The sequence below is a fragment of the Actinokineospora guangxiensis genome (assembly GCF_042657845.1).
Classification (GTDB): domain Bacteria; phylum Actinomycetota; class Actinomycetes; order Mycobacteriales; family Pseudonocardiaceae; genus Actinokineospora; species Actinokineospora guangxiensis.
This window is the reverse complement of sequence record NZ_JBHSKF010000004.1, coordinates 420,727-436,190: the sequence shown is the minus strand read 5'-3', so window position 1 is coordinate 436,190 and position 15,464 is coordinate 420,727. Positions and strand designations below refer to the sequence as shown.

22 protein-coding genes are annotated in these 15,464 nt (G+C 74.4%); 16 read left to right on the top strand and 6 right to left on the bottom strand.

Annotated features, from left to right (window positions below; translation table 11 throughout):
* Positions 1–177 precede the first annotated feature (177 nt).
* The gene (locus ACFPM7_RS12365; RefSeq protein WP_378247184.1) at positions 178–1,185 is read right to left on the bottom strand and encodes a LacI family DNA-binding transcriptional regulator; all 1,008 of its coding nucleotides are present in this window, start codon (positions 1,183–1,185) and stop codon (positions 178–180) included.
* Positions 1,186–1,258: 73 nt separating this feature from the next.
* On the bottom strand, positions 1,259–2,866 hold the full coding sequence (locus ACFPM7_RS12360) for an ABC-F family ATP-binding cassette domain-containing protein (RefSeq protein WP_378247182.1): 1,608 nt from the start codon (positions 2,864–2,866) through the stop codon (positions 1,259–1,261).
* 54 nt (positions 2,867–2,920) lie between these two features.
* Here ACFPM7_RS12360 and ACFPM7_RS12355 point away from each other — a divergent pair, with 54 nt between their 5' ends.
* Together ACFPM7_RS12355 and ACFPM7_RS12350 are read left to right on the top strand one after the other, a co-directional pair.
* Entirely contained in the window at positions 2,921–3,505 is a 585-nt protein-coding gene (locus tag ACFPM7_RS12355) for a phosphatase PAP2 family protein (RefSeq protein ID WP_378247180.1), read from the top strand.
* Positions 3,506–3,611: 106 nt separating this feature from the next.
* Positions 3,612–3,767, top strand: a complete 156-nt coding sequence (locus tag ACFPM7_RS12350; RefSeq protein WP_378247178.1) for a hypothetical protein — start codon at positions 3,612–3,614, stop codon at positions 3,765–3,767.
* Here the strand turns inward: ACFPM7_RS12350 and zapE are convergent.
* Positions 3,757–4,779, bottom strand: coding sequence for a cell division protein ZapE (zapE, locus tag ACFPM7_RS12345; protein ID WP_378247176.1), 1,023 nt, complete (start codon positions 4,777–4,779; stop codon positions 3,757–3,759). The genes ACFPM7_RS12350 and zapE overlap by 11 nt on opposite strands.
* Before the next feature lie 87 nt (positions 4,780–4,866).
* On the opposite strand from zapE, the gene ACFPM7_RS12340 reads away from it, so the two are divergent.
* From ACFPM7_RS12340 to ACFPM7_RS12285, 12 genes are all read left to right on the top strand, one after another.
* Entirely contained in the window at positions 4,867–5,583 is a 717-nt protein-coding gene (locus ACFPM7_RS12340; protein ID WP_378247174.1) for a pyrimidine reductase family protein, read from the top strand.
* On the top strand, positions 5,584–6,111 hold the full coding sequence (locus ACFPM7_RS12335) for an RNA polymerase sigma factor (protein ID WP_378247172.1): 528 nt from the start codon (positions 5,584–5,586) through the stop codon (positions 6,109–6,111). It begins immediately after the preceding gene.
* Positions 6,108–6,638, top strand: coding sequence for a hypothetical protein (locus tag ACFPM7_RS12330; RefSeq protein ID WP_378247170.1), 531 nt, complete (start codon positions 6,108–6,110; stop codon positions 6,636–6,638). Before ACFPM7_RS12335 ends, ACFPM7_RS12330 begins: the two co-directional genes overlap by 4 nt.
* 100 nt (positions 6,639–6,738) lie before the next feature.
* Positions 6,739–7,224, top strand: a complete 486-nt coding sequence (locus ACFPM7_RS12325) for an Asp23/Gls24 family envelope stress response protein (protein ID WP_378247168.1) — start codon at positions 6,739–6,741, stop codon at positions 7,222–7,224.
* Positions 7,224–7,547 carry a hypothetical protein gene (locus ACFPM7_RS12320; RefSeq protein WP_378247166.1) on the top strand — a complete coding sequence of 108 codons (324 nt, stop codon included), beginning with the start codon at positions 7,224–7,226 and terminating at the stop codon, positions 7,545–7,547. Before ACFPM7_RS12325 ends, ACFPM7_RS12320 begins: the two co-directional genes overlap by 1 nt.
* Positions 7,544–7,789 carry a hypothetical protein gene (locus ACFPM7_RS12315; RefSeq protein WP_378247164.1) on the top strand — a complete coding sequence of 82 codons (246 nt, stop codon included), beginning with the start codon at positions 7,544–7,546 and terminating at the stop codon, positions 7,787–7,789. The genes ACFPM7_RS12320 and ACFPM7_RS12315 overlap by 4 nt, the downstream gene beginning before the upstream one ends.
* Before the next feature lie 33 nt (positions 7,790–7,822).
* On the top strand, positions 7,823–8,002 hold the full coding sequence (locus ACFPM7_RS12310) for a hypothetical protein (protein WP_378247162.1): 180 nt from the start codon (positions 7,823–7,825) through the stop codon (positions 8,000–8,002).
* 1 nt (position 8,003) lies between these two features.
* Positions 8,004–8,420 carry an Asp23/Gls24 family envelope stress response protein gene (locus ACFPM7_RS12305; RefSeq protein WP_378247160.1) on the top strand — a complete coding sequence of 139 codons (417 nt, stop codon included), beginning with the start codon at positions 8,004–8,006 and terminating at the stop codon, positions 8,418–8,420.
* A 3-nt stretch (positions 8,421–8,423) separates the two neighbouring features.
* Positions 8,424–8,957: a DUF6286 domain-containing protein gene (locus ACFPM7_RS12300; protein ID WP_378247158.1), complete on the top strand. Its 534-nt coding sequence runs from the start codon at positions 8,424–8,426 to the stop codon at positions 8,955–8,957.
* On the top strand, positions 8,954–9,091 hold the full coding sequence (locus ACFPM7_RS12295; RefSeq protein WP_378247156.1) for a hypothetical protein: 138 nt from the start codon (positions 8,954–8,956) through the stop codon (positions 9,089–9,091). Before ACFPM7_RS12300 ends, ACFPM7_RS12295 begins: the two co-directional genes overlap by 4 nt.
* On the top strand, positions 9,088–9,672 hold the full coding sequence (locus ACFPM7_RS12290) for an alkaline shock response membrane anchor protein AmaP (RefSeq protein ID WP_378247154.1): 585 nt from the start codon (positions 9,088–9,090) through the stop codon (positions 9,670–9,672). The genes ACFPM7_RS12295 and ACFPM7_RS12290 overlap by 4 nt, the downstream gene beginning before the upstream one ends.
* 17 nt (positions 9,673–9,689) lie before the next feature.
* Positions 9,690–10,778, top strand: a complete 1,089-nt coding sequence (locus ACFPM7_RS12285; RefSeq protein ID WP_378247152.1) for an ATP-dependent DNA ligase — start codon at positions 9,690–9,692, stop codon at positions 10,776–10,778.
* Here the strand turns inward: ACFPM7_RS12285 and ACFPM7_RS12280 are convergent.
* Positions 10,765–11,664: an EamA family transporter gene (locus ACFPM7_RS12280; RefSeq protein ID WP_378247150.1), complete on the bottom strand. Its 900-nt coding sequence runs from the start codon at positions 11,662–11,664 to the stop codon at positions 10,765–10,767. The genes ACFPM7_RS12285 and ACFPM7_RS12280 overlap by 14 nt on opposite strands.
* A gap of 92 nt (positions 11,665–11,756) precedes the next feature.
* On the opposite strand from ACFPM7_RS12280, the gene ACFPM7_RS12275 reads away from it, so the two are divergent.
* Together ACFPM7_RS12275 and ACFPM7_RS12270 are read left to right on the top strand one after the other, a co-directional pair.
* A complete protein-coding gene (locus tag ACFPM7_RS12275; RefSeq protein ID WP_378247148.1) occupies positions 11,757–13,259 on the top strand; it encodes an alpha/beta fold hydrolase in 1,503 nt (500 codons plus the stop codon).
* Positions 13,256–14,044, top strand: a complete 789-nt coding sequence (locus tag ACFPM7_RS12270; RefSeq protein ID WP_378247146.1) for an endonuclease/exonuclease/phosphatase family protein — start codon at positions 13,256–13,258, stop codon at positions 14,042–14,044. The genes ACFPM7_RS12275 and ACFPM7_RS12270 overlap by 4 nt, the downstream gene beginning before the upstream one ends.
* Before the next feature lies 1 nt (position 14,045).
* Here ACFPM7_RS12270 and ACFPM7_RS12265 read toward each other — a convergent pair whose 3' ends face one another.
* Both ACFPM7_RS12265 and ACFPM7_RS12260 read right to left on the bottom strand, forming a co-directional pair.
* Entirely contained in the window at positions 14,046–14,264 is a 219-nt protein-coding gene (locus ACFPM7_RS12265) for a hypothetical protein (protein ID WP_378247144.1), read from the bottom strand.
* A gap of 83 nt (positions 14,265–14,347) precedes the next feature.
* The gene (locus ACFPM7_RS12260) at positions 14,348–15,394 is read right to left on the bottom strand and encodes a DNA polymerase domain-containing protein (protein ID WP_378247142.1); all 1,047 of its coding nucleotides are present in this window, start codon (positions 15,392–15,394) and stop codon (positions 14,348–14,350) included.
* Positions 15,395–15,464: the final 70 nt, after the last annotated feature.

The window sequence follows — 15,464 nt, the reverse complement described above, 5'->3', positions numbered from 1 at the left end:
GTGTGGCCGTCCGCTCGACCGGGCGTGCTCTCCCGGAAGTATGTGAGCGGTACCATACGATCAGCCGACATCCTGACGCAAGAACTTGACATGCGTCCGTAAAACTTCCACAAGGTTGGTCTATCGTTCGACAGCGCAAAGGCCGGACGCCACGCGCCCGGCCTTCTCGTGCCACCCTCAGCCGCGCGGCGGCGCCGCGGACCCCCTGACCACCAGCTCCGGCTCGAACAGCAGCTCGCCGGTGGGCACCGGGGCGCCGGCGATCTGCGCGGCGAGCAGGTCGACCGCGGCCCGGCCGATCGCCTCGATCGGCTGGCGGACGGTGGTCAGCGGCGGGTCGGTCGCCGTCATCAGCGCCGAGTCGTCGAACCCGATCACCGAGACGTCGTCGGGGACCGACAGCCCGAGCCTGCGCACCGCGCGCACCGCGCCGAGCGCGATCGGGTCGCTGGCGCAGATGAGCGCGGTGTAACCGCGCTTGACGAGCGCCGTCGCCGCGGCCTGGCCGCTCTCCAGCGAGAACATCGTGTACTCGACAGCGCCGTCGGGGCCGTCCACGACATCGCCCGCGCAGTCGCGCAGCGCGGCGAGCTTGCGCCGCGACGGCACGTGGTCGGGCGTGCCGAGCACCGCCCCGATCCGCTCGTGCCCGAGCGAGACCAGGTGCGCGTAGGCCTGCTCGACGGCGACCCGGTCGTCGCAGGAGACCGTCGGCAGGCCGAGGTCGTCCACCGAGGCGTTCACCAGGACCGTGGGCAGCTTGCGCCGCACGAGCTGCTGGTAGTGGTCGTGCTGGCCGTCGGCCATCGCGTAGAGCCCGCCCGCGAAGACCACGCCGGAGACGTGCTGGTCCAGCAGCAGGGTCAGGTAGTCGGCCTCGGGGACGCCGCCCGCGGTCCTGGTGCACAGCACCGGGGTGAACCCGCGCTGGGCCAGCGCGTTGCCGACCACGTCGGCGAACGCGGGGAAGATCGGGTTCTGCAGTTCGGGCAGCACCAGGCCGACCAGGCGCGCGCGCTCGCCGCGCAGCTGCGTCGGCCTCTCGTAGCCGAGGACGTCCAGGGCGGTGAGGACCGCGCTGCGGGTCACCTCCGACACCCCGGGCTTGCCGTTGAGCACCCGGCTCACCGTCGCCTCGCTGACGCCGACCTTCTCGGCGACCTCGGCCAATCTCCGTCGTGACATGCGCGCAAGCATAGATGCATCAACGCAAGTAGATGACACCGGATTACGGTGATTTGCACCTGCTTGCGCTGGCTTACCGCTTTACCCGGGTCTCGTCCCACACCGGCGCGGCGTGCTCGACCACCGAGCCGTCGGAGCAGAACACCAGGTACCGGTCGAACGACTTGGCGAACCACCGGTCGTGCGTCACCGAGACCACGGTGCCCTCGTAGGCCTCCAGCGCGTCCTGCAGCGCCTCGGCCGAGTGCAGGTCGAGGTTGTCGGTCGGCTCGTCCAGCAGCAGCATCGTCGCCCCGGTCAGCTCCAGCAGCAGCACCTGGAAGCGCGCCTGCTGCCCGCCCGAGAGCGTCTCGAACCGCTGGTCCCCGGCCGCGGCCAGGCCGTAGCGGCTGAGCACGCCCGCCGCGGCGCCCCGGTCGAGGCCCGCGCGGTCGCCGTCGCCGTGCCAGAGGATGTCGGCGAGCGTGCGGCCCAGCCACTCGGGGTGGTGGTGGGTCTGGGCGAACAGCCCCGGCCGCACCCGCGCGCCCAGCCGGAACACCCCGGTGTGCGCGACGGTGTCGCCCGCCAGCAGGCGCAGGAAGTGGCTCTTGCCCGACCCGTTCGCCCCCAGCACCGCGACCCGGTCGCCGAGGAACAGCTCCAGGTCGAACGGCCGCATCAGCCCGCTCAGCTCCAGCCGCTCGCAGGTCAGCGCCCGCACCCCGGTGCGACCGCCGCGCAGGCGCGGCACCACCCGCTGCGGGCGCGGCGGCACCGGCGGCGGACCCGCCTCCTCGAACTTGCGCAGGCGGGTCTGCGCGGCGCGGTAGCGGCTGGCCATGCCGTCGCTCATCGTCGCGGCGCGCTGCAGGCTGCGCACCAGCTCCTTGAGCTTCTCGTGCTCCTCGTCCCAGCGCCGCCGCTGCTCCTCGACGCGCTCCCAGCGGGCTTGCCTTGCCTGGGCCCAGCCGGCGAAGCGCCCGGCGTGCGTCCAGGCCGTCCCCGCCTCGACGGTCACCACGTGCGTGGCGACCGCGTCGAGCAGCTCGCGGTCGTGGCTGATCAGCACGACCGCCTTGTCCGTCTCGGCCAGCCGGGCCTCCAGCCAGCGCTTGCCGGGGACGTCGAGGTAGTTGTCCGGCTCGTCGAGCAGCAGCACCTGTTCGCGCCCGCGCAGCAGCACCTCCAGCACCAAGCGCTTCTGCTCGCCGCCGGAGAGGGTGCGCACCTCGCGCAAGCGCGCGGTGTCCCACGGCCGCCCCATCGCCGCCACGGTGACGGTGTCCCACAGGACCTCGGCGTCGTATCCGCCCGCCTCCTCGTAGGCGATGAGCGCGGAGGCGTAGCGCATCTGGGTGGGCTCGTCGTCGGCCTCCATCAGCGCCAGCTCGACGGCGTCCAGCTCGGCCGCCGCCGAGCGCAGGGCCGGGGGCGCGACGGCGAGCAGCACGTCGCGCACGGTGCGCTCGTCGCGCACCGAGCCGATGAACTGCGGCATCACCGCCAGCCCGCCGCGCACTGTCACGCCGTCTGCGGGCAGGTCGCCGCTGAGCATCCGCAGCAGCGTCGTCTTGCCCGCGCCGTTCTCCCCCACCACGGCCACGACCTGCCCCGCCGACGCGCGGATCGCGACGTCGCCGAACAGCGTCCGTCCGTCGGGCAGCGTGCACGCCAGTCCGGACGCCTCAAGGAAACCCATGCCCCGGATGATCCGCCGGGCACCGGCCGCCGCGCGAGCGGTTTACTGGACGGCATGCTGTGGGCGCTCGCGGGGGCGGCCGCCATGGTCGGCCTCGGCCTGGTGGTCGGCGACGGTCCGACCGCGGCCGACACGTGGGTGGCCCAGCGGATCGGCGGCCCGTCGCCGCTGCTGGACACCCTGAGCCTGACCACGCACCCGGTCGCCGTCATCGCGATCATCACCGTGATCGTGGGGCTGACCGCGCGCGAGCACCCCCGCGTCGCCCTGCTCGCCGTCGCGGGCCCGGCGGTGGCCGTCGCGCTCAACACACTGGTGCTCAAGCCGCTCTTCGGCCGGGTGATCGAGGAGTATTACGCCTACCCGAGCGGCCACACCGCGTCACTGGTGGCCGCCCTCGCCCTGCCGGTGATCGTCGCGGGCGCGCGGTGGATCGCCGTCGTCGTGCCGCTGGTGCTCATCGCCGGGGTCGCGATCGTCGGCATGGGCTACCACCACGCCACCGACGTGCTCGGCGCGGCGCTGTGGTCGACGGCGGTCGTGACCTTCCTGTGGGGGACGCTCACGCGATCCGGACATCGGCGACTTTCCCTCGCGAAACGGCGCTCAGTAGCTGATTCACCCGGCGAGATCACCTGATGTAGCGAAAGGACCACCGTGCGCCGTTACGCACACGAGGGCGTACCGTGCGTAACCTGGGCGAAGCGATCAACGCTGCGGCGATCAACTCGGCGAAAGGACGGCGGTGACCGACACCCCCATCTACGACCAGGTCAGGCGCGAGCTGCGCGAGCGAGGCGAGCCCGAGCGGCCCGCGGGTCGGTCCCGCGAGGACGGTGTCTCGGTGTGGGCGCTGATCGATCAGCACCGCCCCGGCGAGGGCAGGCGCGCTAGGCGGTGACGGCGTCGCGGGAGAGGGCCACGAGCCTGCTCACCGCGCGCAGGTACTTCTTGCGGTAGCCGCCGCGCAGCATCTCCTCGGTGAACAGCTCCGACAGCGGCGCCCCGGACACGACCACGGGGACGGCCCGGTCGTAGAGCCGGTCGGCGAAGGCCACCACCCGCAGCGCCACGTCCTGCCCGTCGAGCGGCCGCACACCCCGCAGGTGCACCGCCGCCACGCCCTCGACCAGCCGCCCGTACTTCGACGGGTGCAGCCTGCCCAGGTGCGCGCAGAGGTCTCCGAAGTCGTCCAAGGTGGACCCCGGCAGCGCGGCGGCGCGCGCGGCCAGCGCGGCGTCGGCGACCGGGTCCGGGGCGTCGGGCAGGCCGCGGTGGCGGTAATCCGGCCCGTCGACGCGCACCACGTCGAAGCGCGCGGAGAGCGCCTGGATCTCGCGGAGGAAGTCGTCGGCGGCGAAGCGGCCTTCGCCGAGCTTGTCCGGCAGGGTGTTGGAGGTGGCGGCCACGCGCACGCCCGCGTCGGTCAGCTGGGCCAGCAGGCGGGTCACCAGCATCGTGTCGCCGGGGTCGTCCAGCTCGAACTCGTCGATGGCCAGCAGCCGGTGCCCGCTGAGGCGTCGCACGGTCTCGCCGAAGCCCAGCGCCCCCACCAGGTGCGTCAGCTCCACGAACGTCCCGTACGCCTTGGGCCCCGGCGCGGCGTGCCACAGCGAGGCCAGCAGGTGCGTCTTGCCGACGCCGAACCCGCCGTCGAGGTAGAGCCCCGGCTTGCCCCCAGACTGCCCGCCGCCGCCGAAGATCCTGCGCACCAGCGACCGCTTCGCCGGGGCGCCGATCCGCGCGGCGAAGGCGCGTCCCGCCGCCACCGCCGCCGCCTGGCTGGGCTCGTCCGGGTTGGGCACGTAGGTGTCGAAGGAGACCGCGCCGAAGCGCGGCGGCGGGGTCAGCGCGGCGACGATCTCCTCGGGCGCGAGCACGGGCTCGCGCTCGGCGAGGCGGGGCGGTGCCATGCGGGCAGCGTAGCGGCGTGCTGGGATTGACCAGTGCACATGCTGTGGCCCCTCCCCCCGGTATCCCCAGGTCAGCCGCCACCGGCTGTGGTGGACGACACCGCGCTGGAAGCCCTCTACGACTACCCGCCCGCGCTGAGCGCGCCGTTCGTGCAGGTCAACTTCGTCGCCAGCGCCGACGGCGGGGCCGAGTTGGCCGGGACGTCGGCGGGGCTGTCCAGCCCCGGCGACCGGGCGATCCTCGCGCTGGGCCGCGACCTGGCCGACGTGGTGCTCGTCGGCTGGGGCACCGCATCGGCCGAGGGCTACCGCGGGATCAAGCGCCGGGAGCTGCGCGACCGCAGGCGCGCGGCGCGCGGGCTCTCCGAGGTGCCGCCCATCGCGGTGGTCAGCGGCCGCTGCTCGGTCCCGGCGGACTCCCCCCTGCTCACCGACACGCTGGTGCCGCCGATCGTGATCACCTGCGGCTCCGCGCCGCCGGAGCGCAGGCGCGCGCTGGCCGACGCGGGCGCGGACGTCGTCGTCGCGGGTGACGACGGGGTCGACCCGGCGGCGGCGCTGGCCGCGCTGGCCGAGCGCGGGCTGCTGCGGGTCTGCTGCGAGGGCGGACCGGTGCTGTTCGGCGCACTGGTCGCCGCCGACCTGGTCGACCAGCTCAACCTGACCGTCTCCCCCGTGCTGGCGGGCGGCGGCGCGACCAGGATCGCCGCGGGCACCCGGCCGGACGCGCCGACCCGGTTGGCGTTGGAGTCGGTCGCCACCGAGAACGGCTTCCTGATGCTGCGCTACCGCAGGAGCGGCTGAGTGGACGACGAGGCGCTGGCCGCTAGGGCCGCCGCGGGCGACGCCGCGGCCTTCGACGCGCTCGTGCGCGCCCACACGGATCTGATGTACCGGGTCGCGCTGCGCGTGTGCGGCGACCCGACCGACGCCGAGGACGTCGTGCAGGAGGCCTGGATCGCCGCGTGGCGGGCGCTGCCGGGCTTCCGCGCCGACGCCAAGGTCTCCACCTGGCTCTACCGGGTGGTCTCCAACACGGCCTTGGCCCACCTGCGGCGCAGGAAGACCGCGGTCTCCCTGACCGAGGTCGACGTGGTGGACGCCCGGCCCACCCCCGAGGGCCAGACCCTGCTGCAGGAGCGCGCCGCCGCCGTGCACCGGGCGATCGCCGCGCTGGAGCCCTCCCAGCGGATTCCCCTGGTCCTGCGCGAGCTGGAGGGCCTGTCCTACGCGGAGGTCGCCGAGGTGCTCGGCGTCGACACCACCGCCTTGCACCGCAGGCTGCACCGGGCGAGGGTGGCCCTGCTGGCGAAGCTGAAGGAGTTGCGATGACGGCATTGCCATGCGGAACCCCGGCGGCCGAGCTGCTGCGCCTGACCGCCGACGGCCGCGAGGCCGACCCCGGGCTGGCGAACCACGCGGCCGGCTGCCCGCACTGCACCGCCGAGCTGGCCGCCTTGGACGCGGACTGGTCCGGGGTGCGCGAGGCCGCGCGCGAGCGGCCCCGGACGCCGCCGGGTCTGGCCGACCGCGCCCTCGGCGCGCTCAGCGGGGTGCGGGCGGCCCCGGGGAGCTACCACGACATCGCCGACGGCGTGCGCGTCGCGGACCGGGTGGTGGTGCTCATCGCCCGGCGGGCCGCGGCCGACGCGCTCGACGGGCTGGGGTCCGTCCGGGACGTCCACACCGGGCAGAACAAGGTCCACATAGGACTTGCCGTGCGCTGGGGCGTGGCGGCCGACACACTGGCCGAGCGGGTGCGGACCGCGGTGCTCGCCGCGCTGGCCAACCAGGTCGGCCCGGTGGTCTCCGCGGTGGACGTGCAGGTCAACGACGTCCTCCCTCCCCCGTTCGGGTGACTTGCCGGGAGATTCCCGGGAGGAGTGGCATCTCAAGGTGTGCAGGCGACGAAGAGGGTTCGTCGTCCAATCACCTCCACGGGGAAGGGAGCTGCCAGACATGGCACAGCCCAGCACCACCAAGGCCCAGCCGACCGAGACCGCGCCGGTCCCGCGCACCGGGGGCGTCCCGGCGCGGCTCGCCGACGAGCAGGCGCAGGGCAAGACCACCATCGCCTCCGGTGTGGTGCAGAAGATCGCGGGCATGGCCGCCCGCGAGGTGTCCGGAGTGCACGCCCTCGGCGGCGGCGTCTCCCGGGCGTTCGGGGCGATCCGCGAGCGCATCCCGGGCGCGGGCACGGTGTCCACTTCGGGCGTCGCGGTCGAGGTGGGCGAGAAGCAGGCCGCCATCGACCTCGACGTCGTCGTGGAGTACGGCGCCGGGATCGTGGAACTGGCCCGCGCCGTCCGGCGCAACGTGATCACCGCGGTCGAGCGGATGACCGGCCTGGAGGTCATCGAGGTCAACATCGCGGTCAACGACATCCACCTGCCCGACGAGAACGGCGGCGCGGAGGAGACCCCGCAGCAGTCTCGGGTGGAGTGATGCCCGGTCTCGCCGACCGGATCGGCGCGGCGGTCCGCGCGCACCCCTCGGTGACCCGGCTCGACGGCGGTCCCTTCGGGACCGTCTCGACCGCGCTGCCGGGACGGCGCGTCATCGGCGTCGCGGTCCGCGGTGCGGTCGGCGGGCCGGACGAGGGCGAGGTCAGCAGCGGCGGCCAGGGGGTCACCGGGGTGGAGGTGTCGGTCGTGCTGCGCGCCGACCGTCCCATCCCCCCGGTGCTGGCCGAGCTGCGCGACCTGGTGCGTGCGGAGGCGGGCCCGGTGGCCGTCGACGTCCACGTGTCCGATGTGGAGGAATCGTGAGCGGTGGGCGGCGGGAGAACGACGAGTACCGGGCCTTCATCCGCGCGCACCACCCCGACCGCGGCGGCGACCCCGCCGCGTTCGCCGAACGGCTCGCCGAGCTGCGGGCCCGCCGCGGCCGAGACCCGCGCTTCGAGGCGCCCGTCGTCGGCGGCGCGGGTCCCCGGCGCGGGCTCCGCGGCATCACCGACAAGCTGCACCGCTGGTACCTGCGCCGCTACCGCAAACCCAGGGTTCGTTGACGAGCCCCAGGACTGGGGCGCTGAAGGGGAGACATGAACGCCACCCAGACCGGGATCATCGCCGGTCTCATCCTCGGCCTGGCCGCCACGCAGGGCTTCCTCGCCTTCCTGGTGACCTTGGCCATCGGCTTCGTCGGCCTGGTCGTCGGCCGGGTCATCGATGGCGAGCTGGACCTGTCCGACGTGTTCGCGGGCAAGGGCAGGGACCGCTGACGTGGCCCCTGTGGACACCGCCGCGGCGCCGGCGCCCGCCGGGACCGCCGCGGCCCCAACGGCCCCAGCGGCCCCAGCGGTCTCCGACGGGGCCGATCGCGGCACGCTCACCATCGCGCCGGTCGTGGTCCGCAAGGTCGCCGAGCACGCCGCCGACAGCACGCCCGGAACCGCCCGCACCACGCGGACCCTCGGCCTCGGGCAGCACGGCGCCACCGCCGAGGTCGACGGCGACGGCCCCGGCGTCGACGTGCGCCTCGAACTCGCCCTGAACTACCCCGCCGCCGTGCGCGCCGTGGCCGACGCCGTCCGGGCGAAGGTCACCGAGGACGTCGAGCGGATCACCGGCTACCGCGTCCGCGGCGTCTCCGTCGTGGTCACCGGCCTGGTGCCGCCGACCCACAACCGAGTGGAGTGAGCCGTGCGCGTGTTCGTGAGGATCGTGGCCGCGCTGCTGGCGCTGGCCCTGGCCGCGGCGGGGACGCTGCTCGCGCTGGAGGTGGGCTGGCTGTGGCTGCGCCCGACCGAGGGCCCGCTGCTGGTGCCGTGGCCGGACTGGCGCGACCGGCTCGCCGAGGTGTCCTGGGAGTCCACGCCGGTGCAGGTCACCGCCTGGATCACCGCCGTGGCCGGGCTGGGGCTGTTAGTGGCCGCGCTCTCGGCGCGCAGGCGAGAAGTCGTGCTGGCCGACCCGGCCCCCGGGGTGAGCGTGCGCACCTCGCCGCGCTCGCTGGCCCGCATCGTCGGGACCAGGGTCCGCGCCGAGGACGGGGTGCGCGGCGCGTCGGTGACCGCCACCGCGAAGAAGATCAGGGTCCGCGCGACGAGCAGGCTGGTGGGCGAGGAGCAGCTGCGGCCCCGGCTCACCGGCGTCGTCGGCGACCTGCTCACCGACCTCCCGCTGGTCCGGGTGCCGCGGGTCAACGTCGTCGTCGACTCCCCGAGGGACCGATGACCGCGCCCGCCACCTCGACCACCGCCGGGCTGCTGGCCTTGGCCCCCGAGCGGGCCGTCAGCGACGCCGTCGCGCTCGCCGCCCCCGGGGTCGCCGACCGCCGGGCGCCAGAGACACCGGAGAAGGACTCGTGAAGCCGCCGTCCGTGCGGGCCGTCGCCCGCTCTTACCGCACCGAGCGCGGCCTGACCGGCCTCGTCGGCGCGCTCGCCCTGCTGGCCGGGGCCAGTGCGCTCGTCGTCGGGGCCGGGCTGCTCGGCCAGGGCAGGGCGCGCAGGCCGGTGCTCGACCCGGTCGCCGTCGACGTGATCACCTCGTGGCCGGTCACCTCCCGCCTCGTCGCCATCGGCGTCGGGCTGCTGTTCCTCCTCGCCGGGGTGCGGCTCGCGCTGCGCGCGCTGCGCCCCGAGCGCCACCCGAACCTGGACCTGACCGACGACCTGACGGTCACCTCCGGCGCGCTGGCCGAGGCCATCGCCGCCGACGCCGAGCGGGTCGACGGGGTCGACCGGGCCAAGGTGACCGTGGTCGGCGACAAGGACCAGCCCGCGCTGCGGCTGAGCCTGTGGCTGGTCGACGGCTGCGACGTCAAGGCCGTCTGGCGCGAGCTGGACGACCCGGTGCTGAGCCGGGCGCGCGAGTCCCTCGGAGTGGCGAGCCTGCCGACGGCGGTGCGTGTGGAGATGGGCGCGGCGAAGCGGACACGGGTGCGGTGATCAGGCAGGATGGGCCCGTGGCCCTCCCGCTGACACCGCCGGTGCAACCGATGCTCGCCAAGGCCGTGCCGTCCATCCCGGACGACCGGGACCTGGTCTTCGAGCCCAAGTACGACGGCTTCCGCTGCCTGGTGTTCCGCGACGGCGACGAGGTCTTCCTGCAGTCGCGCTCGGGCAAGCCGCTCAACCGCTACTTCCCCGAGGCCGAGGCCGCGCTGCGCGAGGCGCTGCCCGAGCGCTCGGTCCTCGACGGGGAGCTGATCGTCGACATCGACGGCAAGCTCGACTTCGATCGCCTCGCCGAGCGCATCCACCCCGCCGCGAGCCGGGTGGCGATGCTCTCGGAGAAGACCCCGTCGCGGTTCATCGCCTTCGACATCCTCGCCGTGGGCGACGAGGTGCTGCTGGAGACCCCGACCGTGCGCAGGCGCGAGGTGCTGGAGGGCGCGCTCACCCTGGGCGAGCGCGTCCACCTGACCCCGGTGACCCGCGACGCCGACCTGGCCCGCCGCTGGTTCGAGATCTTCGAGGGCGCGGGCCTGGACGGGGTCATGGGCAAGCCCGCCGACGGCGAGTACACCCCGAACAAGCGCACCCTGCTCAAGTTCAAGCACTCGCGCACCGCGGACTGCGTCGTGAGCGGGCTGCGCTGGTACAAGGACACCGAGCCGGGCGAGGCCGTCGGGTCGCTGATGCTGGGCCTGCACGACCACGAGGGCACGCTGCACCACGTCGGCGTGGTCGGGTCGTTCCCCGCGGCGCGCAGGCGCGAGCTGGCCGAGGAGATGGCCGAGCTGATCCCCGGCGGCGCGCAGGCGCACCCGTGGGTCGCCGACAACCCCGACCACGAGCTGATGCGCATGCCCGGCGCGGTCAGCCGGTGGCGGACCACAGAGCAGCCGTGGGTGCCGCTGCGGCTGGAGCGGGTCGTCGAGGTCGCCTACGAGCACACCGAGGGCGGATACCCCGGCCGCTTCCGGCACACCGCGCAGTTCCGCCGCTGGCGGCCCGACCGCGAGCCCGCCTCCTGCACCTACGAGCAGCTGGAAGAGCCCGCCCGCTACGACCTGGACGCGGTCCTGCGCGGCGAGGTCAAGGAGCGTTAGCCGACCTGGTCGCGCCCGCCGAGGCCGCCACGACCAGGCAGATCGCCACCCACTGCACGGGCGCGAGCAGCTCGCCGAGCAGCGCCAGCCCGGCCAGCGCGGCGACGGCCGGTTCCATGCTCATGAGCACGCCGAACACCCTCGGCGGGATCTTGCGCAGCGCCTCCAGCTCCAGCGAGTACGGGATCACCGAGGACAGCAGCGCCACCGCGAGCCCGGCGAGCAGCACCGTCGGCGACAGCAGGGCCGTGCCCGCGTCGGCCACGCCGAACGGGACCACCAGCGCCGCGGCCACGACCATGCCCAGCGCCAGACCGGTGCCGTCGCTCGTGCGGCTGCCCAGCTTCGCGCTGGCCAGGATGTAGCCCGCCCAGCAGGCGCCCGCGCCGAGGGCGAGCAGCACGCCGACCGGATCGATGTCGCCGCCGCCCCTGGCCAGCAGCACCACGCCGCCCGCGGCCATCAGCGCCCAGAGGACGTCGCGCAGCCGCCGCGAGCCGAGCAGGGCGACCGCGAGCGGGCCGAGGAACTCGATGGTGACGGCGACGCCCAGCGGGATGCGGGCGAGCGAGAGGTAGAACAGCAGGTTCATGGTGCCGAGCACCACGCCGTACACGACGACGACGCCGAGCGTCTCGCGCTTGATGGTCGGTCGCCAGATCAGCAGCAGGATGAGCGCGCAGAACACCAGCCGCAGCGCCACCACGCCGGTGGCCCCCGCACTGGTGAACAGCGTCTTGGCCACCGCGCCGCCGACCTGCACGCTGATGATGCCGAGCAGCACCTGCACGGTCGGCGGGATCGACCCCGTCAGCCGCGGGGTCGCGGCCAGCCGGCCGAACCACCGCCAGGACCTGCCCGCGTCTTCCATGTGCGCCACGACCACCCGGCCATGCTATGTCGGCTGTTCACGGTGCTCTCACCCCCTGGGAGGCAGGCTGGGGCCCAGGAAGTCAGGCAGCTCTCGGAGGTGGGTGCGTGAGGCGGTTGGTCACCGGGGTCGTGGTGGCCGCGCTGCTCTCGGCGTGCACGGCGGGCCCGTCCACCCGGCCCGCGATCGTGGTCCGCGGCGGCGACGCGTTCACCCCGCCTACCGACGCCCTGCCCGCGCCCGCCCCGGTGCCGCCGCTGGGCGAGCCCGGCCCCGGCTCGGTGCGCTGGAGCGAGTGCCCGCCGGAGACCGAGGCCGCCTTGGCCGCGCTGCCCCAGCCGCCGACGGCGGAGATCTCCTGCGGGCAGGTCAACGGCGTCGTCGACTCCCCCTACTCGCCCGGCCGCGGCACGCTGCGCATCCGGGTGCTGCGCGCGGGCACCGGCGAGATCCCGGTCGCGGTGTTCACCGACGCCGACGGCCTGCCGGGCACCGTCTACGCCGCGCGGCTCGCCTCCCGCATGCCCGAGGACTTCCTCACCCGCTTCTCCCTGATCGGTGTCGACCGCCGGGGCACCGGCGACTCGTCGCCGGTGCGCTGCCTGCCCTCCGACATCCGCGAGGACCTGCTCACCGCCGACCCGCGCGCGCTGGCCGTGGACGAGTGGATCGACCTGGCGCGCAGCTCGGGGCAGAACTGCTCGATCGCGCTGGAGCGCAGGCTGCCCGCCCTGGACACCTGGCGCACCGCGGCCGACGCCGACGCCGTGCGCACGGCGCTGGGCATGGACCACCTGCACGCGATCGGCGTCGGCGAGGGCTCGCGGGTGCTGTCGGTGTACGCCGAGCGCTACCCGGAGCGCGTCGGTCGGATGGTGCTCGACGGGCACCCGGACCCCGACGACGACGCCAGAGCCGTGGCGGCGGGCATCGCCACCGGCGCCGAGGCGGCGCTGGACGCCTTCGCCGCCGACTGCGTCACGAGCGGCTGCCCGCTGGGCGCGACCGCCCGCGAGGCGGTCATCGAGGCGCTGGACGGCCCGGACCCCGGCCTGCTGCTGCGCGGGGTCCACATCGGCCTGCGCGACCGGACGGCCTGGCCGGAACTGGCCGAGGCCGTCGCCGCGGCGCGCGGCGGCTCCTACGACGCCCTGCTGGAGTACACCCGCCCGCTGGTGCAGGACACCGACGAGGTGCCCGCCCGCTTCGACGGGACGCTGGTGCTGCGCTGCAACGACACCAAGTCGCGGCTGGCGACCGAGCAGATCGAGAAGACGGCCTCGGAGCTGAACGAGCGCTACCCGGTGTTCGGCGCGCTGGCCGGGCAGTGGCTGGCGCTGTGCGGGCCGTGGCCAGTGTCGTCCAAGCCGGTCCCGCAGACCACGGCGAAGGCCGCGCCGCCGATCGTGGTGCTGGCCACCGCGAGCGACCCGGTGACGCCGCTGGAGGGCACCGATCGCGCCGTGCGACGCATGGCCACCGCCGTCGGCGTGACGTGGCAGGGCGCGGGCCACGGGGCGCTCGCGGTGTCCCCGTGCGCCACCGACGCCGCGACGGCGTTCCTGCGCGAGGGCACCGTGCCCCGCGACGGGACGGTCTGCCCGCCGTGACCCCGCTGCTGCTGGCGCTGCTGCTGCTGGCGGGCACACCCGTGGGCGCGCGTCCGGTGGACATCACGGTCGCCACCTTCAACATCCACAGCGGTGTGGGCGCCGACGGCGCGCTGGACCTGGCCAGGACGGCGGCGGCGATCCGCGCGAGCGGCGCCGACGTGGTCGGGCTCCAAGAGGTCGACGTGCGCTGGTCGGCGCGCAGCGGATTCGCCGACCAGGCCGGCGAACTGGGCCTGGCGCTGGGGATGCGCGTGCACTTCGCGCCGGTCTACGACCTGCCCGGCCCGCCGCGCAGGCGCTTCGGCGTCGCGGTGCTGAGCAGGCTGCCGGTGGCGGAGGTGGCCAACCACGAGATCACCCGATGGTCCACACAGGACTCCTCGGTCGGGTCGGCGCCGGGCTTCGCCGAGGCGGTCGTGCTGGCGCGCGGGCGACCGGTGCACGTCTGGGTGACACATCTGGACTTCCGGCCCGACCCCGCCGTCCGCGCCCGCCAGGTCGCCGACATGCTCGCCACCGTCGGCGAGCGGGGGACGCACGTGCTGCTGGGCGACTTCAACGCCGAGCCCGGGGCGCCCGAGCTGGACCCGCTCTGGGAGCGCTTCACCGGCGTACAGCCCGGACCCACCTACCCGGCGGACGCCCCCGACCTGCGGCTGGACCACATCGCGGTGTCCGATGACGTCGAGGTGCTCGGGTCCAGGGTGCCCGCGACGGGATCATCGGCGTCGGCGGAGGCCTCGGATCACCGGCCGGTGGTCGCGGACCTGCGGATCGGGTGACTCAGGCCTCGTCGTCCTCGCGGAGCCGGTACTCGCAGCCCAGCTCGACGGCGTAGGAGAGGTCGTAGTGGTGCACGATCTTCGGCCCCTCGTGCAGGTGCACGTGGGTGACCGTCTCGCGGGGCGCGCTCGGCGCCGGGACCGTGTCGACCCGGCCGTCGAGGGGCCCGCCGACGTAGCGCACCAGGTAGTCCGTCACGTCGAGCCTCCTCTCCTCCATCTGCCGAGTGTAGGCACGCGGACTGACGTTTCCGGCTCGCCGAACGGTCGAAATGCCCATCATTCGACCGGATGGAGCAACTTCTAGTCGTCGCGCGCTTTGGAGGGCTGCACGCGCTTGGGCTCGCCCTCCATCTTCGGGTACTCCGGCGGGTACGGCAGGTCGCCCTCGCCGCGGTCGCGCTGGTCGCGCTCGTACATCTCCAGCAGCGGCTCCAGGCCGAAGGCCTGCTCGGCGACGCCCGCGTGCAGGTCCCCCACCTCGGCGAAGCGGGCGGGCATGGTCAGCGCGGAGAAGTCCTCCGGGCGCGCGTCGTCCAGCTCGTCCCAGGTCAGCGGCGCGGACACCAGCGCGCGCGGGGTCGGGCGGATGGAGTAGGCCGAGGCGATCGTGCGGTCGCGGGCCATCTGGTTGTAGTCGAGGAAGATCCGCTCGCCGCGCTCCTCCTTCCACCACTTCGTGGTGATCCGCTCAGGGTTGCGTCGCTCCAGCTCGCGGCCGAGGGCGATGACCGCCCGGCGCGCCTGCACGAACGTCCAGCGCGGCTCCACGGGCACGTAGAGGTGCACGCCGCGGCCGCCGGAGGTCTTCGGGAAGCCGACCATGCCCAGCTCCGCCAGCAGCGCCCTGGCCTCGTGCGCCATGGCGACCGCGTCGGCGAAGTCGGTGCCCGGCTGCGGGTCGAGGTCGATGCGCAGCTGGTCGGGCCGGTCGACGTCGGCGCGGGTGACCGGCCAGGGGTGGAAGGTCAGGGTGCCCAGGTTCGCCGCCCACACGACGACGGCCAGCTCGGTGGGGCAGACCTCGTCGGCCGGGCGGCCGCTGGGGAAGGTGATGCGCGCGGTCTCCACGTAGTCGGGGGCGCCCTTGGGCACGCGCTTCTGGTAGAACGCGTCGCCGCGGTGGTCGGCCCTGGTGGAGAGCTTGGCGCCCTCGACGACCCCGCCCGGCCAGCGCTCCAGCGTCGTCGGCCGATCCCGCAGCGCGCCCAGGATGCCGGGGCCGACGGACAGGAAGTAGCTCACGACGTCGCGCTTGGTGATGCCCAGCTCGGCGAAGTACGGTTTGTCCGGGCTGGACACCCGCACCGCGCGGCCGTCGACGTCGAACTCCTCGGCTGCTGCTGCCACCGGCGCAGCCTACCGCCGGGGCAATCACCGCGCGGCCGACGACATCGGGCCCACGGCGGGCTACCGTGGG